This window comes from Rhodopirellula halodulae (genome assembly GCF_020966775.1).
Taxonomy (GTDB): Bacteria; Planctomycetota; Planctomycetia; order Pirellulales; family Pirellulaceae; genus Rhodopirellula; species Rhodopirellula halodulae.
Window position 1 is genome coordinate 825,682 of record NZ_JAJKFV010000029.1, and the last position, 18,214, is coordinate 843,895.

General features: G+C 56.3%; 7 protein-coding genes and 2 pseudogenes. 6 read left to right on the forward strand and 3 right to left on the reverse strand.

Features of this window, described 5'->3' with window-relative positions:
- Positions 1-159 precede the first annotated feature (159 nt).
- Entirely contained in the window at positions 160-1,455 is a 1,296-nt protein-coding gene (locus LOC70_RS15990) for a sodium:calcium antiporter (RefSeq protein ID WP_230255007.1), read from the reverse strand.
- A 557-nt stretch (positions 1,456-2,012) separates the two neighbouring features.
- Between LOC70_RS15990 and LOC70_RS15995 the strand changes: the two genes are divergently transcribed.
- The gene (locus LOC70_RS15995; RefSeq protein ID WP_230255008.1) at positions 2,013-3,161 is read left to right on the forward strand and encodes a DUF1571 domain-containing protein; all 1,149 of its coding nucleotides are present in this window, start codon (positions 2,013-2,015) and stop codon (positions 3,159-3,161) included.
- 22 nt (positions 3,162-3,183) lie between these two features.
- Here LOC70_RS15995 and LOC70_RS16000 read toward each other — a convergent pair whose 3' ends face one another.
- Together LOC70_RS16000 and trpE are read right to left on the reverse strand one after the other, a co-directional pair.
- Positions 3,184-4,620, reverse strand: a complete 1,437-nt coding sequence (locus LOC70_RS16000) for an isoaspartyl peptidase/L-asparaginase (RefSeq protein ID WP_230255009.1) — start codon at positions 4,618-4,620, stop codon at positions 3,184-3,186.
- 90 nt (positions 4,621-4,710) lie between these two features.
- Positions 4,711-6,364: pseudogene (gene trpE, locus LOC70_RS16005) on the reverse strand (anthranilate synthase component I).
- A 266-nt stretch (positions 6,365-6,630) separates the two neighbouring features.
- Here trpE and LOC70_RS16010 point away from each other — a divergent pair.
- The 5 genes and pseudogenes from LOC70_RS16010 to LOC70_RS16030 all read left to right on the forward strand — a co-directional run bounded on the left by LOC70_RS16010 (position 6,631) and on the right by LOC70_RS16030 (position 18,122).
- The gene (locus LOC70_RS16010; protein ID WP_230255011.1) at positions 6,631-7,152 is read left to right on the forward strand and encodes a UvrB/UvrC motif-containing protein; all 522 of its coding nucleotides are present in this window, start codon (positions 6,631-6,633) and stop codon (positions 7,150-7,152) included.
- Positions 7,149-8,240 carry a protein arginine kinase gene (locus tag LOC70_RS16015; RefSeq protein ID WP_230255012.1) on the forward strand — a complete coding sequence of 364 codons (1,092 nt, stop codon included), beginning with the start codon at positions 7,149-7,151 and terminating at the stop codon, positions 8,238-8,240. Before LOC70_RS16010 ends, LOC70_RS16015 begins: the two co-directional genes overlap by 4 nt.
- A gap of 53 nt (positions 8,241-8,293) precedes the next feature.
- Positions 8,294-14,932 carry an excinuclease ABC subunit UvrA gene (gene uvrA / locus LOC70_RS16020; RefSeq protein ID WP_230255013.1) on the forward strand — a complete coding sequence of 2,213 codons (6,639 nt, stop codon included), beginning with the start codon at positions 8,294-8,296 and terminating at the stop codon, positions 14,930-14,932.
- Positions 14,933-15,024: 92 nt separating this feature from the next.
- Positions 15,025-17,562 (forward strand): annotated as a pseudogene (topA, locus tag LOC70_RS16025) (type I DNA topoisomerase); the annotation flags it as partial.
- 194 nt (positions 17,563-17,756) lie between these two features.
- Positions 17,757-18,122: a hypothetical protein gene (locus tag LOC70_RS16030; protein ID WP_230255014.1), complete on the forward strand. Its 366-nt coding sequence runs from the start codon at positions 17,757-17,759 to the stop codon at positions 18,120-18,122.
- The last annotated feature ends 92 nt before the right edge of the window (positions 18,123-18,214 follow it).

Genomic DNA, 18,214 nt, shown 5'->3' on the forward strand with positions numbered 1-18,214 from the left:
TCGGGGACTCACTCGCGTGTTCGTCGCGATTGAGTCCGTGAAAACGACCCATCAGTCTACAGCAAGACCGACTCGGATTCAGACATTCGCCGTGATTGCGAAGCGAGAGGAGCCGACAAGAATCTTTTGGACGGGGTGGTTCTTTTTGCTCGGATCGGCTCAGCCAATGGCAGGAAGTTTTTGGAGCAGGAGTTGAAGGCGATCCGAGATTTGTTGGGCGAATCCGATATCGTTCTCGAGTGCCAAAATATGAAGCACAAACAGTGCGTAAACCGTTAGCAACGCGAATGCCTTGCCACGTTTTAGTTCGACGTAGCGGGTGCCGTCGGCACTCACTCCTCGTTTTCCGATGTAGTAAATTAAGAAGCCAACGATCGTGAGAAAGAAGAGAAACAGTCGCAACTCTCCGCTCTGCTGAGCGACCTCAGGTGCCATTTGAATGGGGCCATGGATCATGGTGTACAAAAACAGTGGGAAGCCGAGCGCAAAGCAGATGTCAAAGATGTTGCTTCCCAAAGCATTTGCGACGGCATCGTCGTAGTCGCCATCACGGGCGTCTCGGATCGACATGACGGTGTCGGGGACGCTGGTCGCCATGGATGCGAAGATGACCGCGACAAACATGGCGGGCATGCCAAGGCCCTCAAATGTTTGGCCGAACAATTGATACGAAGGGTTTTCCGCATTGGCTGCGCCGCTGCCCAACCATTCGCATGCCAGCACCAGTCCCCAGCACGCCGCCGCAATGACGCCGGTGCTGCTCAGGAGTAACCACCACCCGTTCCAGGTTTCCTGTTTCATTTGCTCGCGGTGGTGGTCTTTGACGAACCAACGTTCCAAATCCAACGCGGGTCCACCGGACAACCAATAGAAGAGATTGCCGATCCACCCGCGTGTTGACTCGTCTTCCTCTTCCGCATCTGCCTCGCTCTCGTCGGCGATGTTGTCAGGAGAGTTGGCTGAAGGTCGCATGGTTTTCAACATGGTGATCAAGTAGGTGACGTACAGCAGGATCAGAGTCAGGCCTTGCCACCAATGAAGCTGTTCGCCGTTGATCAGCAGAATCAAGATGAATTCGCAAAAGATGAGCGATAGCCCATCCCGCAACAGAACTCTGAGCGAGACGTTGACGGAGGTGACTCGCGTGCCCATCACGACAAATCCAACCACGCTGAGGATGCATACGGCAGGAATGATCATTCCGTTGAACAACGCACTGCCCGCGGTCGTTCCGATACCGATCGAAAAACCTTCGTGATCGGAAAGCACAAACAGAGCGATCAGCGTGGTGAAGAGCTCTGGGATCGAACTGGAAATGGCATTGATAGTGCCGCCCCGAACGCCCTCGGAAAGATTGCGGCCGATGTATTCGCTGGCAATCTCAAAGCCGTCGCAGGCACGCCAAATGATCAAGCAAGTGATGAAGATCAAAACCAGCGGTATGACGATGCCCATGGATGCCTGAAGAGTGTTGGGAAATGGAAACGCGAAGCCACCGCCCGGCGGATGTCACGTTTACAAAAGGGTGAAGCAATTTCCATCAGAAACCAAGAGCCCCTGTTTCACACCGGTGAATTGCGGCGTCTCAGATTGCAATGAAAACGTGTCAATTTGATGCGGAAGCGATCCGTTCGTCGAGGCGTCCAGGTAGGTCGACCGGTCGAACGCCGGAGGCAAACTTGGGTTGCTCGGTGCGTGAAACTCCGCGGTTGACGCCAAAACGCTTGCTCGCAAGAGGGAGACTATGCCGGTTTTGCCGGCGGTCCAGGCGCGCGGAAATTGGAAACGCGGTCGGAAAGTCTTTTCGAATTGTTTCCCGGTTCCGGCTCGCTAATCTAAAACTCTGGCAGAAATCCGGGAAACGGCACGTTTTCTGCATGATCGGCTGCCGCCGCTAAGGTCACGAGGGAACTCGTTGACCGGTGGCGTCACAAGTGAACGGTGCTGAAGTAAACAGCGCTGAAGTGAACAGCGCTGAATAGTGACTCGCACGCGAATTGGAGCTTTTGTCGATGCTGATTGATTTGCCTTCCCGCTTCATGCCACGATTCCTTCGCCCACTTTCTGGTTCGGTGGTGAGGCGTTCGCGAACAACTTCGCAAGTCGTTTTATCGCTGGTCGCCGTGATGGTGGCTTGCTTTGTAGCGGTCGATGCATCCGCCGATGATCCGGCGAATGCGGACGACGCCGACCAACGCGTCGCAGTTCGTAAAATCGCCACGGAAGACTCCACGGATCAATTGGCACGCCAAGCCATGGCGGAGATCGGATTGGACGACTCTGCAGCGATTCAGCAGGTCTCGGCCACCACGATCGAGGATCTTTCCGCAGAGCAAAAGAAGACTTCCCTCGACAAGATTGCCAAAGAGCACCCGTTGGGATGGGCATTGGCGTTTGCTCATTCCCATGCCGAATACATCGAAGCGAACATCCGAGACTACACCTGTAAGCTGATCAAGCGAGAGCGAATCGACGGCGAATTGCAATCGCCTCAAATGATGGAAGTCGCGGTGCGATGCGAGCAAACGGGTGAGTCGGGAGAGGCAATGCCGTTGTCGGTGTTCCTGCGATATCACGCACCGCGTTCCGTGCGAGATCGTCGTGTCTTGTTCATTGACGGTGAGAACGATGGCAAGGCGTGGGTCCGCAAAGGCGGCGGGTTCATGAAAAGTTTGGTGGTCTCGATCGATCCCAACAGTCGGCAAGCCAAGGAGCAGAGCAACTATCCCATCACGCACATTGGTTTCGACAAAATCATCCAACGGTTGATCGAGTTGATCGAACTCGACATGGAACGGGATCCGTCAGGCGATCGAACGGAAGTCACCTACTATCGCAACGCGAAAGTGATGGGGCGGCCAGCAACTCACATCGAGATCGTTCACCCGAGCAAAGACGGTGGGTTCGATTTCCATCGGGCCAACGCCTACATCGACGATGAGTTGCACGTGCCCATTCGTCTGGAAGTTTATGATTGGCCGGCGACTGACGACGACACCTCCGAGTTGATGGAGGAGTACACCTACGCCGACCTGAAGCTAAACGTCGACCTCGTGGATGGCTCGTTTGCCGAGAGTCGTTTGAAAGGCAAATTGTCCGAGCCAGTTGGATTGACCTCTGCGGATTTAAAAGCGGATACGAATGCGGTTGCGATCGACTGACTTTTTCTTCGAGGGAGACGCCTTATTGTTTTGCGGGATCGGGGAACGAAGAAGTGTGATCGTGGACAATTCGCCAACCCTCAGGAAGTCGTCGCAGCACCAGTGTGAAGCGACCGCCAAGAGGTTCCTGGCGTTCTAGCTTCCACACACCCAGCACTTGCATGGCATCTTCGCCCAGACGAAAGAACTCAAAGTCTTCGAAGGTGAGCGTGCCCATGGCTTCGGCGGTTGGGTAGCGGCTCTGGTATCGCTTCAGCGTCGCTTCGTATCCTCGCGTGATATCACCCGACGAAGAAAAAGTGAGTTGATCGCTTTTCCAGTAAACCTTCATGAACGATTCGATGTCGCCAGCATTCCAATCGTTGGCTTGCTGTTGAAGGAGCGTTTGGATTTCTGCTTCGTCCAAGTGTTGAGCGGATTCAGTGGCGTCTTGTTCGTTGGGGGCTCCACCGTTTTCGAGCTTCAAATGAATCTCAAAGCGTCCCGTGCTGTCGGCGGCTCCGCAGCTCATTCCTGGCGTGTTGTGTTGCAGCACAATTTCGCCGTTTTGAGACACCGCGATCACGCCGCCGATTTCGGAGTCGAGTTTTTGAAACATGACGTCCGTGACGGCCGATTCGAGATTCCGATCGGCGTATTTCATTTGAGCCGCGATGTCGTATGCGACGGCGTTGCGAATGTATTCCTCGCCCACACCGGTCCCCGACACCGCACACAAACCATTGGCGGCGTAGGTGCCCGCACCAACGATCGGCGAATCTCCGACTCGGCCGGGCAGTTTATTGGTGGTGCCGCCGGTGCTGGTCCCCGCGGCCAAGTTGCCGTGTGAGTCCAGGACGACGCAGCCGACGGTGCCCAGGTGAGCTTCGTCTTCTTGGCTCAGGTTCCGAAGGGGAGCGGCGTGCGAAGCTAGGTCAGCAACTCGGTTGTGTGATTGGTCCGTCAGGAAATAGCTCGGGTCCACTTGAGGGACCTGTTGGTCTTCCGAGAATTCATCCGCACCCGGACCGACCAACAGGACATGTTTGGTTTGAGTCATCACCAGCCGGGCCAGTGAGATCGGGTTTTTCGTTTTGGTCACGCCCGCGACGGCGCCACACCCCAGTGTGTTGCCATCCATGATGGAAGCGTCCAGTTCTGCTTTGCCATCTTCTGTCAGCACTGCTCCTCGTCCGGCATTGAACACCGGATCGTCCTCGAGAATACGGATGACGGATTCCACCGTGTCAATCGCGGTGGCTCCCTGAGCCAGTTGATCTCGCCCCGCTTGCAAGGCTTTGGTCAGACCGGCGGAGCGAAGTCGGCTGGATTCCTCCCCAAGCTGCTCCGGTGAACTGCCCGCACCCCCATGAATCGCGATCGCCCAAGTTGGTTGCATGTTCGTTTCTTCGCCGCGAAGGAGGTGAGCTTGGAAAGCCGGTGCGACGGCGAGCAGGAGGTACAAGACGCGAATTTTCATGGCTAGCCGTTCGGTTTCGTCGCTTCAGTGGATTGGTACGACGGCGGATTCTAGCATCGATCGCGGGAGATCCCGACTGGATTTCAGGATTCACTCCGTGCGGGATTCGCGAGCGATGGTCCATTCGATCGCGGCGATCAGGGCACGGGCTTTGTTGAGCGTTTCCTGGTACTCGGAATCGGGATTGCTGTCGGCGACCACGCCGCAACCGGCTTGGACGTGATAGGCACCGTTGTGGTGAACGATGGTGCGGAGGGCCAAGCAGGTGTCCATGTTGCCGCGGTAGTCGATGTAGCCCACCGCGCCGCCGTAGGGGCCGCGACGATGAGGTTCGATCTCGTCGATCACTTCCATGGCTCGGACCTTCGGGGCGCCCGAGACCGTTCCGGCGGGCAAGCAGGATTTCAACGCATCAAAGGCATCCAGGCCTTCGCGGAGTTTGCCGCGAACTTCGCTGCTGATGTGCATCACGTGGCTGTAGCGTTCGATCACCATGATTTCGGTGAGGTCAACAGTTCCGAATTCCGCGATGCGACCGATGTCGTTTCGTCCCAGGTCCACCAACATCACATGTTCGGCGCGTTCCTTCGGATCCGCCAGCAAGTCTTTTTCGAGAGCGAGGTCCTCTTTTTCGGTGGCACCTCGCGGCCTGGTGCCCGCCAACGGACGCACCGTGACCTCGCCATTTTTGACGCGGCACATGATCTCGGGGGAGCATCCAACCAGCACGCATTCTGGGTTTCGAACGAAGAACATGAACGGCGATGGATTGACCACGCGGAGCGATCGATAGACCGCGAAGGGATCGACGTCGCTTTTGACCGTCAATCGTTGGCTGGGGACGACCTGGAAAATGTCGCCGGCGCGAATGTATTCAACGCAATGCCGCACCGCGTCACAGAAAAACTCGCGGGTGAAGTTCGACTCCACCGGCAGGGACTTGGTTTGGTCCGCTTCGATGATTTCGTCCACGCGAAGGTCGGGCGGGTTGGTCATCAAACGCTTGATCGTTTGGTCCACTTCGTCGGCAGCGGATTGGCGAGCTTTCGCGATTGATTCCGCATCCGAGTTCTCGTCGATGTCGCGGCAGTCGGCGAGCGAAACCACGGTGATGGTCTTGTCGACGTGATCGAACACGCAAAGTGTGTGATAAAACGCGAAATTTAGATCCGGTAATTCGCGATCGTCTTCGGTGGAATCCGGCAAATCCTCGACGTAACGCACCACGTCATAGGACGCGTACCCGATTGCTCCGCCGATGAAGGGTGGCAAGCCATCCAGCGTGGCCGTGCGGTCTTGAAAGCTTTTGCGGAAAGCATCCAGTGGGTCGTCACACTGGGTTTTTTCGACTTCGCCGGTGGTCAGATTGTGACGCTCGACCGAGTTCCCCTTGGCGGTGAATCGAGCCAGCGGGCGGGAACCAAGAAAGCTGAATCGACCAACTTTTTCGCCGCCGATGACGCTTTCAATCAGGAAACCGGGGCCGCCGTCGTCCAGGTGCATGAACGCGGTGACCGGGGTCAGCGTATCAGACAGCAGGCGTCGATAGACGGGGACAAAGTCGTACTGACGGGCCAGCGAATCGAACGACGAAAGCGGCGGTTGATGCATGATGTTTCCAAGCATGAAGTTACGGCGCACAGGGGCGTTTCGATAGTGTGAAGTGAGACGGCGGGCTTGGAAACCGGGTTGGCCAGCGATAGAATTCCAAGGACGTGAATGAGTCCGCCCATACCGGTGGCAATCACAACGCCGTGATGCCGACCATGACAGCCATGGTGCCGCGAAGTTCGCTTCGTGTCGCGAATTCCGCATCGTGCCACGGAAGCCCCCACGTGTTCTCGAGAAGATTCGGTTGAGATGCCGGAATCGGGAATGCAAAGAAGCCCTGCGACTTCGACTGCACCAAGCTGTGAGCCCGATGCTCCGAAGCGAGGCTTTTTGAACATTGGATGTTCAGAGACCTGGAACGAGTGTCACGAAAACTGCGACCCAACCTGCGAGACTCTCATGAAATGTCAGTACTGCGATAAACCAGCGACCTTTCACATCACCGAACTGACAGAGCCGGATGGCCCGAAAGTGTTGCATTTGTGCGAGCATCACGCACGCAACGTGCTGCAGAAAGGCGAGCCCACTCCGGTTTCCTCCGTGGCGGGGGCTTTGGCAAAACAATTGCAGTTGGGCCAAACCAAGGAAGAGCTGCGGAAGCTGGATCAAAAAGAATGCCCGGTGTGCGGGATCACCTTTTTCGAATTCCGCAATTCGGGGCGGTTGGGGTGTCCTCTGGATTACGACCACTTCGAGGCGGATTTGAAACCGTTGCTGATCAACATTCACGATTCATTGGAGCACACCGGAAAACGGCCGACCCGGGCGGCGGCGACCGCTGATTCACAAGTCGATTTGATTCGATTGCGGAAGGAAATGGAGGTCGCGGTGGAGCGAGAGGAATACGAGCGAGCATCTGAATTGCGAGACCAAATCAACGCGATCCAAGGCGAACCTAAACGTCGAGGGAACGCGACATGAAAGAAGCCACCGACTTGTCGGTGCTGGCGAAGAACAGCGGAGAATGGTTGCGTGGCACGGGCCCGGAATCGGACATCGTGATCAGCAGCCGCATTCGATTGGCCCGCAACTTGGCGGGGTTCCCTTTCATTCGGAAGTGCAGTCCAGACGATCGCGAAAAGATCCAACGGCAAGTTCGTTCCCGGCTGGAGAACCTGCCCGAGTGGGACGAGATCCCGTACGTCGATATCACCACGCTCAGCGAAGTGGATCGTCAGTTTCTGGTTGAGCGGCAATTGATCAGCCGCGAAATCGCGGATTCCGAAGGTAGCCGTGCGGTGGCGATTGACCCGAGCGAGCAGTACTCGGTCATGATCAACGAGGAAGACCACCTGCGCATCCAAGTGATGCACAGCGGGTTGGATCTGATCAGCGCCTGGGAACAAATCGATCGCATTGATGACGCGATCGAAGGCGAGGTGCTGTACGCCTTTCACAGTAAATTTGGCTACCTGACGGCTTGCCCTACCAACGTCGGAACCGGCCTGCGTGTCAGCGTCATGTTGCACTTGCCGGGACTCGTGATCACGCAGCAAATCGAAAAAGTGTTCCGCAGCATGCAGCGGATCAATGTGACCGTGCGAGGCCTGTACGGCGAAGGATCCCAGTACACGGGCGACTTCTATCAGGTCAGCAATCAAGTCACGTTGGGGCACACCGAAAAAGAACTTCTCGAGATGGTGGGCCACGAAGTGGTGCCGCGAATCATCGATTACGAACGCAAGGCACGCGAATTTCTGATTGAGAAGGGACAGCAAGACTTGCATGACGACGTCAGTCGCGCCTTGGGGATCCTCAGCACCGCTCGCAAAATCAGCAGCGAAGAGACTATGCACTATCTGTCCAAGGTTCGGATGGGTGTGAACCTGGGGCTGATCGATGACGTGCAACTTGCCACGATCAATAAATTGTTCATTCACACTCAACCGGCTCACTTGCAAAAGCTGCATGGGCGAGTGTTGACGACCAGTGATCGGAACGTCGAACGAGCCAGCTACCTGCAACGTCATTTGTGTGGGCCCGCGGATCGTGCCGACGAGCTGAACTGACTTTCTCGACGATGCGTCTGGATGAATGGACGCATCAACCGCCGACCCAATGAGTGGACAAGTTGCAACGGGAAATCACCGTCAAAGGCGCTCGCGAACACAATCTCCGCGACGTCGACTTGACGCTCACGCGGGGTGAGTTGATTTGTTTCTCGGGGGTATCGGGAAGTGGAAAGAGTTCGCTCGCGTTTGACACGCTCTACGCCGAGGGGCAACGTCGCTACGTCGAAAGCCTGAGCAATTCCGCTCGGCAATTCATGGGGCAGATGCCCAAGCCTGATGTCGATTTGGTCACCGGACTCAGCCCGTCCATTTCGATCAGTCAAAAATCGACCGGCAACAACCCTCGCAGTACCGTCGGCACGATCACCGAGATCTACGATTTCTTAAGGGTCTTGTACGCCCGAGTCGGGACGGGTTATTGCCCGAGTTGTCACGTCGAAATCACCGCCCAGACCACGGACAACATTGTCAGTCGCTTGGTCGAAATGGTCGACGAGGGTTGGCACCCGGATGGCGAAGGTATTGACGAAAATGCGGTCGCGGAAGACGGCACGCTGTGGGTGATGGCCTCGCTGATTCGCGGGCAAAAAGGTGAGTTTCGAGATCTGTTTGAGGATTTGCGAAAGCAGGGATTCAACCGTGCTCGGGTTGACGGTGAAACCTTTCGATTGAGCGATCCGCCTCCGTTGGATCGTACGCGGCGGCACGATGTCGAAGTCATCGTGGATCGTATCGTCGCTGGACAAGCGGACCGGACGCGACTCAATGAAGCCGTTGAATTGGCTTTGAAATTGGGCGAATCGTCATTAATCGCTTCGGTGGGGCCGGACAACGGCGAAGACGTGCCGCCCGTTCGACACGATCGTTTGTTCTCATCGAAGTACGCGTGTGGAAGTTGCGGTCGAAGCTTTCGTTCGCCGACACCGCAACTGTTCAGTTTCAACAGCCCACAAGGCATGTGCGAATCGTGTGACGGGATCGGCCGTCTGTACACGTTCGTGCCGGAATTGCTAATTCCGGATGAGTCCATTTCGGTTCGAAAAGGTGCGATTGCTCTGCTCGGCAAGTGGGGCGACCTCGGTCGGTACCGTCGCCACATCTATCGTGGTGTCGCGGATGCGATGGATGCGGAGTTGGACCTGGAACCCGGCACGATGTTGGAGACTCGCTGGGACAAACTGCCGGAGATGGCGCGGCATATTTGGCTGTGGGGTGCGGATGAATCCATGCAGTTCACTTGGCGTGGTGGGAAGAAGGCGAAGAAGTACGTCGGTAGCTTTGATGGTTTCATTCCTGAACTGCTGGATCGCTATCGAACCAGTCGCAACAAGATGCAGTTGCGGCAATTTGAAAAGTACATGAGCACGATGGACTGTCCGGATTGCCACGGACAGCGACTGAATGACCAAGCTCGCTCCGTCAGGATCGCGACGGGATCGGAAACGCTTGCGGATCAACTTAGCAAGTCTTTGCCCGAGTTGTGCGAGCTGTCGATTGCTCAGCTCGCGGAGTTCTTTTCTGACATTCCTCTTTCCGAGACGGATTCGCGAATTGCTGGAGAGGCTCTTAAAGAGATCCGTGGACGCATTGGCTTTCTGTTGGGTGTCGGGTTGGAGTATCTGACGTTGGGGCGAACGGCACCGACGTTGTCCGGCGGTGAATCGCAACGCATTCGCTTGGCGGGCCAGATCGGGTCAGGCTTGTCCGGTGTGCTCTACATCCTGGACGAGCCGTCGATCGGTTTGCATCCACGTGACAACGATCGTTTGATCACCACGTTGACGCGACTGCGAGATGCGGGCAACACGTTGATCGTGGTCGAGCATGACGAAGACACGATGCGGGCGGCTGACACGATCGTCGACTTTGGTCCGGGGCCGGGCGTGAAGGGCGGACACATCGTGGCCGCCGGTTCCGTCGAAGATTTACACCGTTCGAAAAAGAGTGTTACCGGCGCCTTTCTGTCCGGTGAGCGGGCCATCACACCGAGCGAAAAGCTGCGTGAGATCGATCCTGAGAAACAGCTCACCATTCGGGGTGCTCGGTTCCACAACCTGAAGAACATTGATGTTTCGATCCCGTTGGGGGTGGTGACATGCGTAACCGGTGTCTCGGGCAGCGGTAAGAGTTCGTTGATCGGCGGGATCGTCGAGCCTGCGCTTCGTAATGCACTGAATGGTGCGGAAGTCGAGGTCGGCGACCACGATGCGATCGAGGGACTGGAGCACCTGGACAAAACGATCGCCATTGATCAGTCGCCCATCGGCCGCACGCCGCGCAGCAACCCGGCGACTTATGTCAAAGTGTTCGACGAGATTCGAAATCTGTTCGCGAAATTGCCGGAGGCGAAGGCCCGTGGATACACCGTTGGGCGTTTTAGCTTCAACGTGGACGGAGGACGCTGCGCCGCTTGCGATGGGAACGGTGCGACCAAGCTCGAGATGGATTTCTTGGCGGATATCTGGGTGACCTGTCCGGTTTGCCAGGGCCAACGCTACAACCGCGAAACGTTGTCGGTCCAATTCAAAGGCAAATCGATCGCGGATGTTCTCAACATGGATATCTCGGAGGCTTTGGAGCTGTTCCAAAACATTCCGAAGATCGCCGAGAAACTTCAGACGTTGGTCGATGTGGGGTTGGAGTATCTGAAGCTCGGGCAACCCTCGCCGACGCTTTCGGGCGGCGAAGCCCAACGCATCAAGCTTTCGCGGGAACTCAGTCGACGCGACACGGGCAAGACCCTGTACGTGTTGGATGAACCCACGACCGGCTTGCACTTTGCCGATATCGATTTGTTGTTGGGAGTGATCAATCGTTTGGCGGACCGCGGCAATACGATTGTGATCGTCGAGCACAATCTGGACGTGATCAAAACCGCCGATTGGGTTGTCGACATTGGCGTGGAAGGCGGCGCGGGCGGCGGAACCGTGGTCGCATCGGGGCGGCCGAAAGAAGTCGCCAAGGTGGACGAAAGCTACACCGGTGCGGCGATCGCAGAAGTGCTGGGCGTCAAACGCAAACGAGCGAAGAAGAAAGGGAAAGCGATCCGTGACATCGTTGCTCCACCCGCGAAATCACGGACGCATGTCGTCGTCGAAGGTGCTGGCGAGCACAATTTGAAGTCGGTCGACATCGCGGTCCCGCGAGACGCCATGACGGTTTTTTGCGGCCCCAGCGGCAGCGGGAAGAGTTCGCTGGCGATGGACACAATCTACGCCGAGGGGCAGCGACGTTATGTCGAATCGCTGTCCAGCTATGCGAGGCAATTCATCGGTCAGGTGCAAAAACCAAAGGCCGAACGAATCGAGGGTCTCTCACCCGCGGTGGCTTTGGAACAGAAAAACCTGGGGCATTCCCCGCGAAGTACCGTGGGGACGGTGACCGAGATCTATGACTACCTGCGGATCTTGTACAGCAAGCTCGGGACCATGCACTGCCCGGATTGTTTGGTGCCGGTCGGAACGCAGACACCGGATCAAATCATCGACAAAGTGATGTCGTTGCCCGAAGGCACGCGTGCGTTGTTGCTGGCACCGATTGAGGTGCAGTCGGGCGAGGCTTCGCTGAGCACATGGCAAAGCTACCGAGCCATGGGCTTTTCTCGCGTTCGCATTGATGGCGAGACAGTCGATTTGGACGATGCCAAAGCGCTCGATCCGCGACGTTTGCATTTGGTTCAGATTGTCGTTGACCGGATCAAAATTTCGCCGGACGAACAATCGCGAATCAGTGATAGCGTCGAGCAAGCGTTGTCCTTAGGAGTGGGCGTTCTCGATGTGGCTCTGGCGGATTCGGATCAGCCCGAACGTGATTGGCACATGCTGCGGCATAGCCAGCATCTCGTGTGTGAGTCGTGCGGGCGTTCGTTCTCTCAACTAACCCCACACCATTTCTCGTTCAATTCCGCGATCGGTTGGTGTTCTGGGTGTGAAGGTTTGGGGACTCAAACGGGAACCAACCCAGCGGCCTTGATGGGGACTCCGCAGACCACGTTGGCTGATGGTGCCGCATTACTGTGGCCGTCGGTCGAACATTCGGTCAGTTTGTGGATGTTGCGTGCTTTGTCACGGACAACCGGCATTCCTATTCATCAGCCCATCGATGCTTTGACGGTTTCGCAGCGTCGTATCCTTTTCCATGGTTTGGGGTCGCGTTGGATCGAAGTTCGACAAGGCGATACCTCGGATGGGAAGTCGTCAGGAAGTTCTGGCGACGAAGCCGTGCGGGATCACTTTGGTGAAGGCAATGTGCTGTTCCGCTACCAGTTCAAAGGGTTTTATCCGGCGTTGGAAGAAGCGTCGCGATTGACGCCTGGATTGCGCATGCGGTTGGAAGCGTTCGTGGCGGAGATTGATTGCTCGGTGTGTGATGGATCGCGTTTGCGAGACGATTCGGCGGCGGTGCGATTTCGTGACTTCACAATCGGCGACCTCGTTCACATGCCGCTGGATCGATTGTCGGAGGAAGTGCTGTCGTGGAAGCTCGACCGTCGTGAATCCAAGATCGCCGGCGAGTTGGTTCGTGAGATCCAATCACGGGTGCAATTTTTGCGTGATGTTGGACTGGACTACCTCACGCTGCATCGTGGCGCGCCGACGTTGTCGGGTGGGGAGGCTCAGCGAATCCGATTGGCGTCGCAATTAGGCAGCGGTCTGTGCGGTGTATTGTATGTGCTCGATGAGCCGACGATTGGTTTGCATCCACGGGACAATCGTCGGTTGTTGGCGGCACTGCATCGCTTACGCGACCAAGGCAACACGTTATTAGTGGTGGAACATGATCATGATGTGATCGCGGGCAGTGACTACCTGTGTGACTTTGGGCCTCGCGCTGGTCGGCATGGTGGCCAAGTGGTTGCTCAAGGCGAGCCGACAAAGGTCGAGCCGGCGGAGGTGTCGGTGACAGCGCCTTACTTGAGCGGTGAAAAGAAGATTGAGCTGCCTCCGTCACGACGTCCGGTGTACTCGGAATCGGGCAAACCGATGGTCGAGTTCTTGCAAGTCCGCGGGGCTCGTGAGAACAACCTGCAAGATATCGATGTCGACATTCCGTTGGGCGTGTTGACGGCGATCACCGGCCCCAGTGGAAGCGGAAAAAGCTCGCTAATCAACGACATCGTGTATCCCGTGTTGGCTCGCCGGCTTCATCGAGCCAAGGTGAAACCGGGGCAGCATGACGCGATTGATGGTCTGCGTTATGTGAACAAAGTCATCCAAGTCGACCAATCACCGCTGGGCAATTCGCCTAGCAGCAACCCGGCGACTTACACCGGCGTTTTTGATCTGATTCGGGCTCTCTTTGCAGAATTGCCTGCGGCGAGAGAACGTCGGTTCACACCGCGGACGTTCAGCTTCAATGTGTCCGGAGGTCGGTGCGAGGCATGCGAAGGCAGCGGCCAACGCAAGATTGAAATGCACTTTCTGCCGGACGTTTGGGTGCCGTGCGATGATTGCGGGGCGCGGCGTTACAACGAAGATGTCTTGGAGGTGAAACTGCATGGGCAGTCCATCGCGGACGTGTTGGAAATGCCCTGCGGTGAAGCGGTCGACCTGTTTGCGAATTATCCAAGGATCGCTCGAGTGATCCAAACACTGTGCGACGTGGGGCTCGACTACGTCACGCTGGGGCAATCAGCACCGACGCTATCTGGTGGCGAGGCTCAACGGGTGAAGTTGGCTGCTGAGTTGGCTCGTCCGTCGACCGGGCACACGATCTATTTGTTGGATGAACCTACCACTGGTTTGCACTTCGGCGACATTGAGAAACTGTTGGTGGTGATGCAGCGATTGGTCGAACTCGGCAACTCGGTGATCGTGATCGAGCACAACTTGGATGTGATCAAGTGTTGCGACTGGTTGATCGACATTGGACCTGGGGCGGGCGTGCACGGTGGTCAAGTCGTCTTTTCCGGCACACCGGAAGGCTTGGCAGCCAAGGCCGATGCGAGGAACCGAGATTCGGATGAATGGGTTTCCGCAACGGCTCCGTTCATGGCGGAAGCCTTGAGTGGCGCTCGCACGATGGATTCGCCGGAGTGGCACGAATCGGACGCCAGCGAACGAGTGGATTCGCGTCACGCGATGAGCGTATCGGCTCATTCGAAGAAGAACGTTGCTGCTTCGAAACAAGCAACTGCGGTGGCATCGTCGACGGTCAACGAACCCGTGATGACACAGCAAGAAATCTCTTCAACGCAGCCGACCACTGTCGCATCCGTCGGTGGGTCGATGCAACCTTGGCGAGTGCTCGGTCGCCGGTGGCACACGCTACCTAAAGGCTTTCCGGGAGATGCTTCGCCTCAATGGTCATTTGAGTTGGTCGACCGATTGTTGGAAATGCTCGGCAATGTCGCTGGGGAAAGCGCAGTCGAGTACCCTGCCCCGGATCGAGTCGCGGTTCGGTTAGAATCTGGCGGCTCCACTCCTGAATTGCCCACCTGGGCCGAGTTGGAGACGAAAGTTGCGGACCATGTACGTTTGACGTTGAGCGGCCCTCGGTCAGCGATAGATCTGGACCAATTGTTGTCGCTGGATGTGTTGCAATCGCGTTCGGACACAGGCACGTTGGACCTCAGTGATGCGGAGCGAGTGACGTTGACGTTCCATTTGACGGAGGTGGATCATGCCCGGAGTCGGAAGCTGAAAACGTTCCTCAAAACCCACTTGGATCGCACTCGGTCCCTGACGTGACGTGTTGACGAGGCGTCGGGTTTGAGCGACAACCCCGAAACACGCATTCCTGAATCCCCCCATCTTCTCACCCCAATTGTTCGTTCTCGCACATGGCTAAATCGACCAGCAAAAGTTTGGTGATCGTCGAATCGCCCGCCAAAGCCCGGACGATCTCAAAGTTTTTAGGAAGTGGTTACCAGGTCGAAGCTAGTGTGGGTCACGTTCGCGATTTGCCCAGTGGTGCGAAGGATATCCCCAAGAAATACAAGAAAGAGCCTTGGGCTTATTTGGGGGTGAATGTCGAAAAAGACTTCGAGCCGGTGTACATCGTTCCGGCCGACAAGAAGAAACAGGTCGACAAGCTGAAGGCCGCTCTCAAAGAGGCAGATAGCCTCTATCTCGCGACGGATGAAGACCGCGAAGGAGAAGCAATCAGTTGGCACCTGTACGAATTGCTCAAGCCGAAAGTGCCCGTGCACCGTCTGGTCTTTCACGAGATCACCAAGGATGCGATCCAGCATGCTTTGGAGGAACCACGTGAGATCGATGATGGCTTGGTGCGTGCACAGGAGACTCGTCGCATTTTGGATCGGCTGTACGGCTACGACGTTTCACAGTTGCTTTGGAAAAAGGTCGGTCGCGGTCTGTCAGCCGGTCGAGTTCAAAGTGTGGCGGTCCGATTGATCGTGCAGCGTGAACGCGAACGCATCGCGTTTGTTGATGCTACTTACTGGGACCTGGAAGCGATCTTCACGACCGAGACCGGCGACTCCCTGCCCGCCACGCTCGCCACCGTCGACGGTCGAAAGATTCCTTCCGGGAAAGACTTCGACTCGACCACGGGCAAGTTGACCAACCCGGATCTGTTGCAGATGGATGAGCAACAGGCCAACGCGTTGAAAGAGAAACTGCAGACCGAAAACTTTCAGGTCACAAAGGTCGAAGTCAAACCGTTCACGGAACGCCCCAAAGCCCCGTTCACGACCAGTACGTTGCAACAGGAAGCCAACCGCAAACTGGGCTTCACCGCACGACGGTGCATGCAAGCCGCTCAGCGTTTGTACGAAAACGGTTACATCACTTACATGCGTACCGACTCGACCACGCTGTCGAAGGAAGCGGTCAACGCGGCGCGTGATTTGGTGCGAAGCGAATATGGCGAGAAGTTCTTGCATGATTCGGTCCGTGTCTACAAAGGCAAGGTCAAGAACGCACAGGAAGCTCACGAAGCCATTCGTCCCGCCGGTACTCCGTTCCGAGTACCAGCCGCGGTTCAGAACGAACTGGATCGTGATCAATTCCGATTGTTCGAATTGATTTGGAAACGAACCGTCGCCTGTCAGATGGCCGACGCGAAGAAGCAACGCATCAGTGTGACGATCGAAGGTGGTGGAACGACATTCACCGCCAGCGGAACGAGCATCCTGTTCGAAGGTTTCCTGCGAGCGTATGTGGAAGGCAGTGACGACCCCAACGCGGAACTTGCCGACAAAGAGCGGTTGCTGCCAGCGGTGAAAGAAAGCGACCCCATGTCGGTTGCGACGTTGGATCCAAAGAGCCACACGACGCAGCCGCCATCACGTTTCAGCGAAGCATCGTTGACCCGCACCTTGGAAGAGAAAGGCATCGGGCGACCCAGTACCTACGCTTCGATCATCGAGACCATTCAGCGTCGTGATTATGTTTACAAGAAGGGCAATGCGTTGGTTCCCAGCTGGACCGCGTTCAGCGTGATTCGGTTGATGGAAACTCACTTTGAGCCATTGGTCGACTACGATTTCACGGCTCAGATGGAAGACTTCCTTGACACAATCAGTCGGCAGGAAGCGGAATCTCTTGAATACTTGAAGCGGTTCTACTTCGGTGACGAAGCATCCGAGATTGATGAGGCACAGCGGGCGATTGGGCTCAAGCCGCGATTGGACAGCAAGGTCGAAGAGATTGACCCTCGGGTGACCGCGAAGTTTTCGCTTGGTTTCCCAACCGAAGGTGAGCACCGTGAGGAAGTGTTTGTCCGTGTTGGAAAGTACGGGCCTTTCCTGGAACAAGGCGAACGCAAAGCACCCATTTTGGATGGGATGGCTCCCGATGAAATGACGCTCTCGCGTGCGTTGGAGTTGTTCGAGGATGCCGCGCGGGAAGACGAGCCGCTGGGCACGCACCCTGAAACGGGCAAGCCGATCTACATCAAAGCCGGTCGATTTGGACCTTATGTCCAGATGGGCGAAAAGGACGATGAGGAAAAGAAGAACGCCTCGATTTTGAAGTCGATCGCGGTGGAAGACGTCGATTTGGAAATGGCGTGCAAGTTGTTGTCGTTGCCGCGTGATCTCGGCGAACATCCTGAGATGAAAGAGCCTGTGATGGCTCACGATGGGCGCTATGGCCCTTACGTCAAATGCGGGAAGGAGACGAGATCACTGCCCGCTGAGATTTCTCCTCTGGACGTGACGTTCGAGAAGGCACTGGAGCTTTTAAAGCAACCCAAGACGCGTGGACGTGCGGCACCGAAAGAACCCATCAAGAAGTTTGAGAAGCCTTCCCCGGTAACGGAGAAGGAAGTCAAAATTTTGGAAGGTCGCTTTGGGCCTTACGCGACCGACGGGGAAACGAACGCTTCGATCCCTCGCGGAACCGATCCGAAAGAAATGAACTACGAAGCAGTTCTGGATCTGCTTGCCGAGCGAGCCGCGAAGGGGCCGACGAAGAAGAAAAAGAAGAAGGCCAAGAAAAAGAAAGCCGCGAAGAAGGCAGCTAAGAAGAAGACCGCAAAGAAAAAGACAGCCAAGAAGAAAACGGCGAAGGCCGCAACGAAGAAGAAAGGCATCATCAAGAAATCGTCGTGAAGTTCTCCTCCGAAGAAATTCAGCTCGCCCACGAACTGAAAGAAGCCGGTTTGTCGTGGGAGCCCCAGCCGGGGCACTACGTGTGGGACCGCGATTCGTTGATCGAACATGATTCGCCCTTTCATGGGCGAGTCTTCTTCATCCTGGAGCTCAAGCATTTTCTGCGTCGAGCAGAAAACATGGAGCACTTGCAATCGTCGCTGGTGTGGTTGCCGACCTGGCAGCAAATTCGCGACTTGTTGCTGCAGTGCGGACGTTCCCATGAGGAAATGCAGGCGAGATTGATCGAGTCGGGAGCCTTTTTGCAAGGCACCGAGCGGCTGGAGCTGTACAGGCTCCTTCGCGAATCAATAGGCGGCTAATAAGACCACTCAGTAGCTGCGTTCTCTTGAACTCGCTTTGCCGGCAATGCGGATTTCCGCATCCTTACGGCGGCCCATGGGTGGATGCGGCG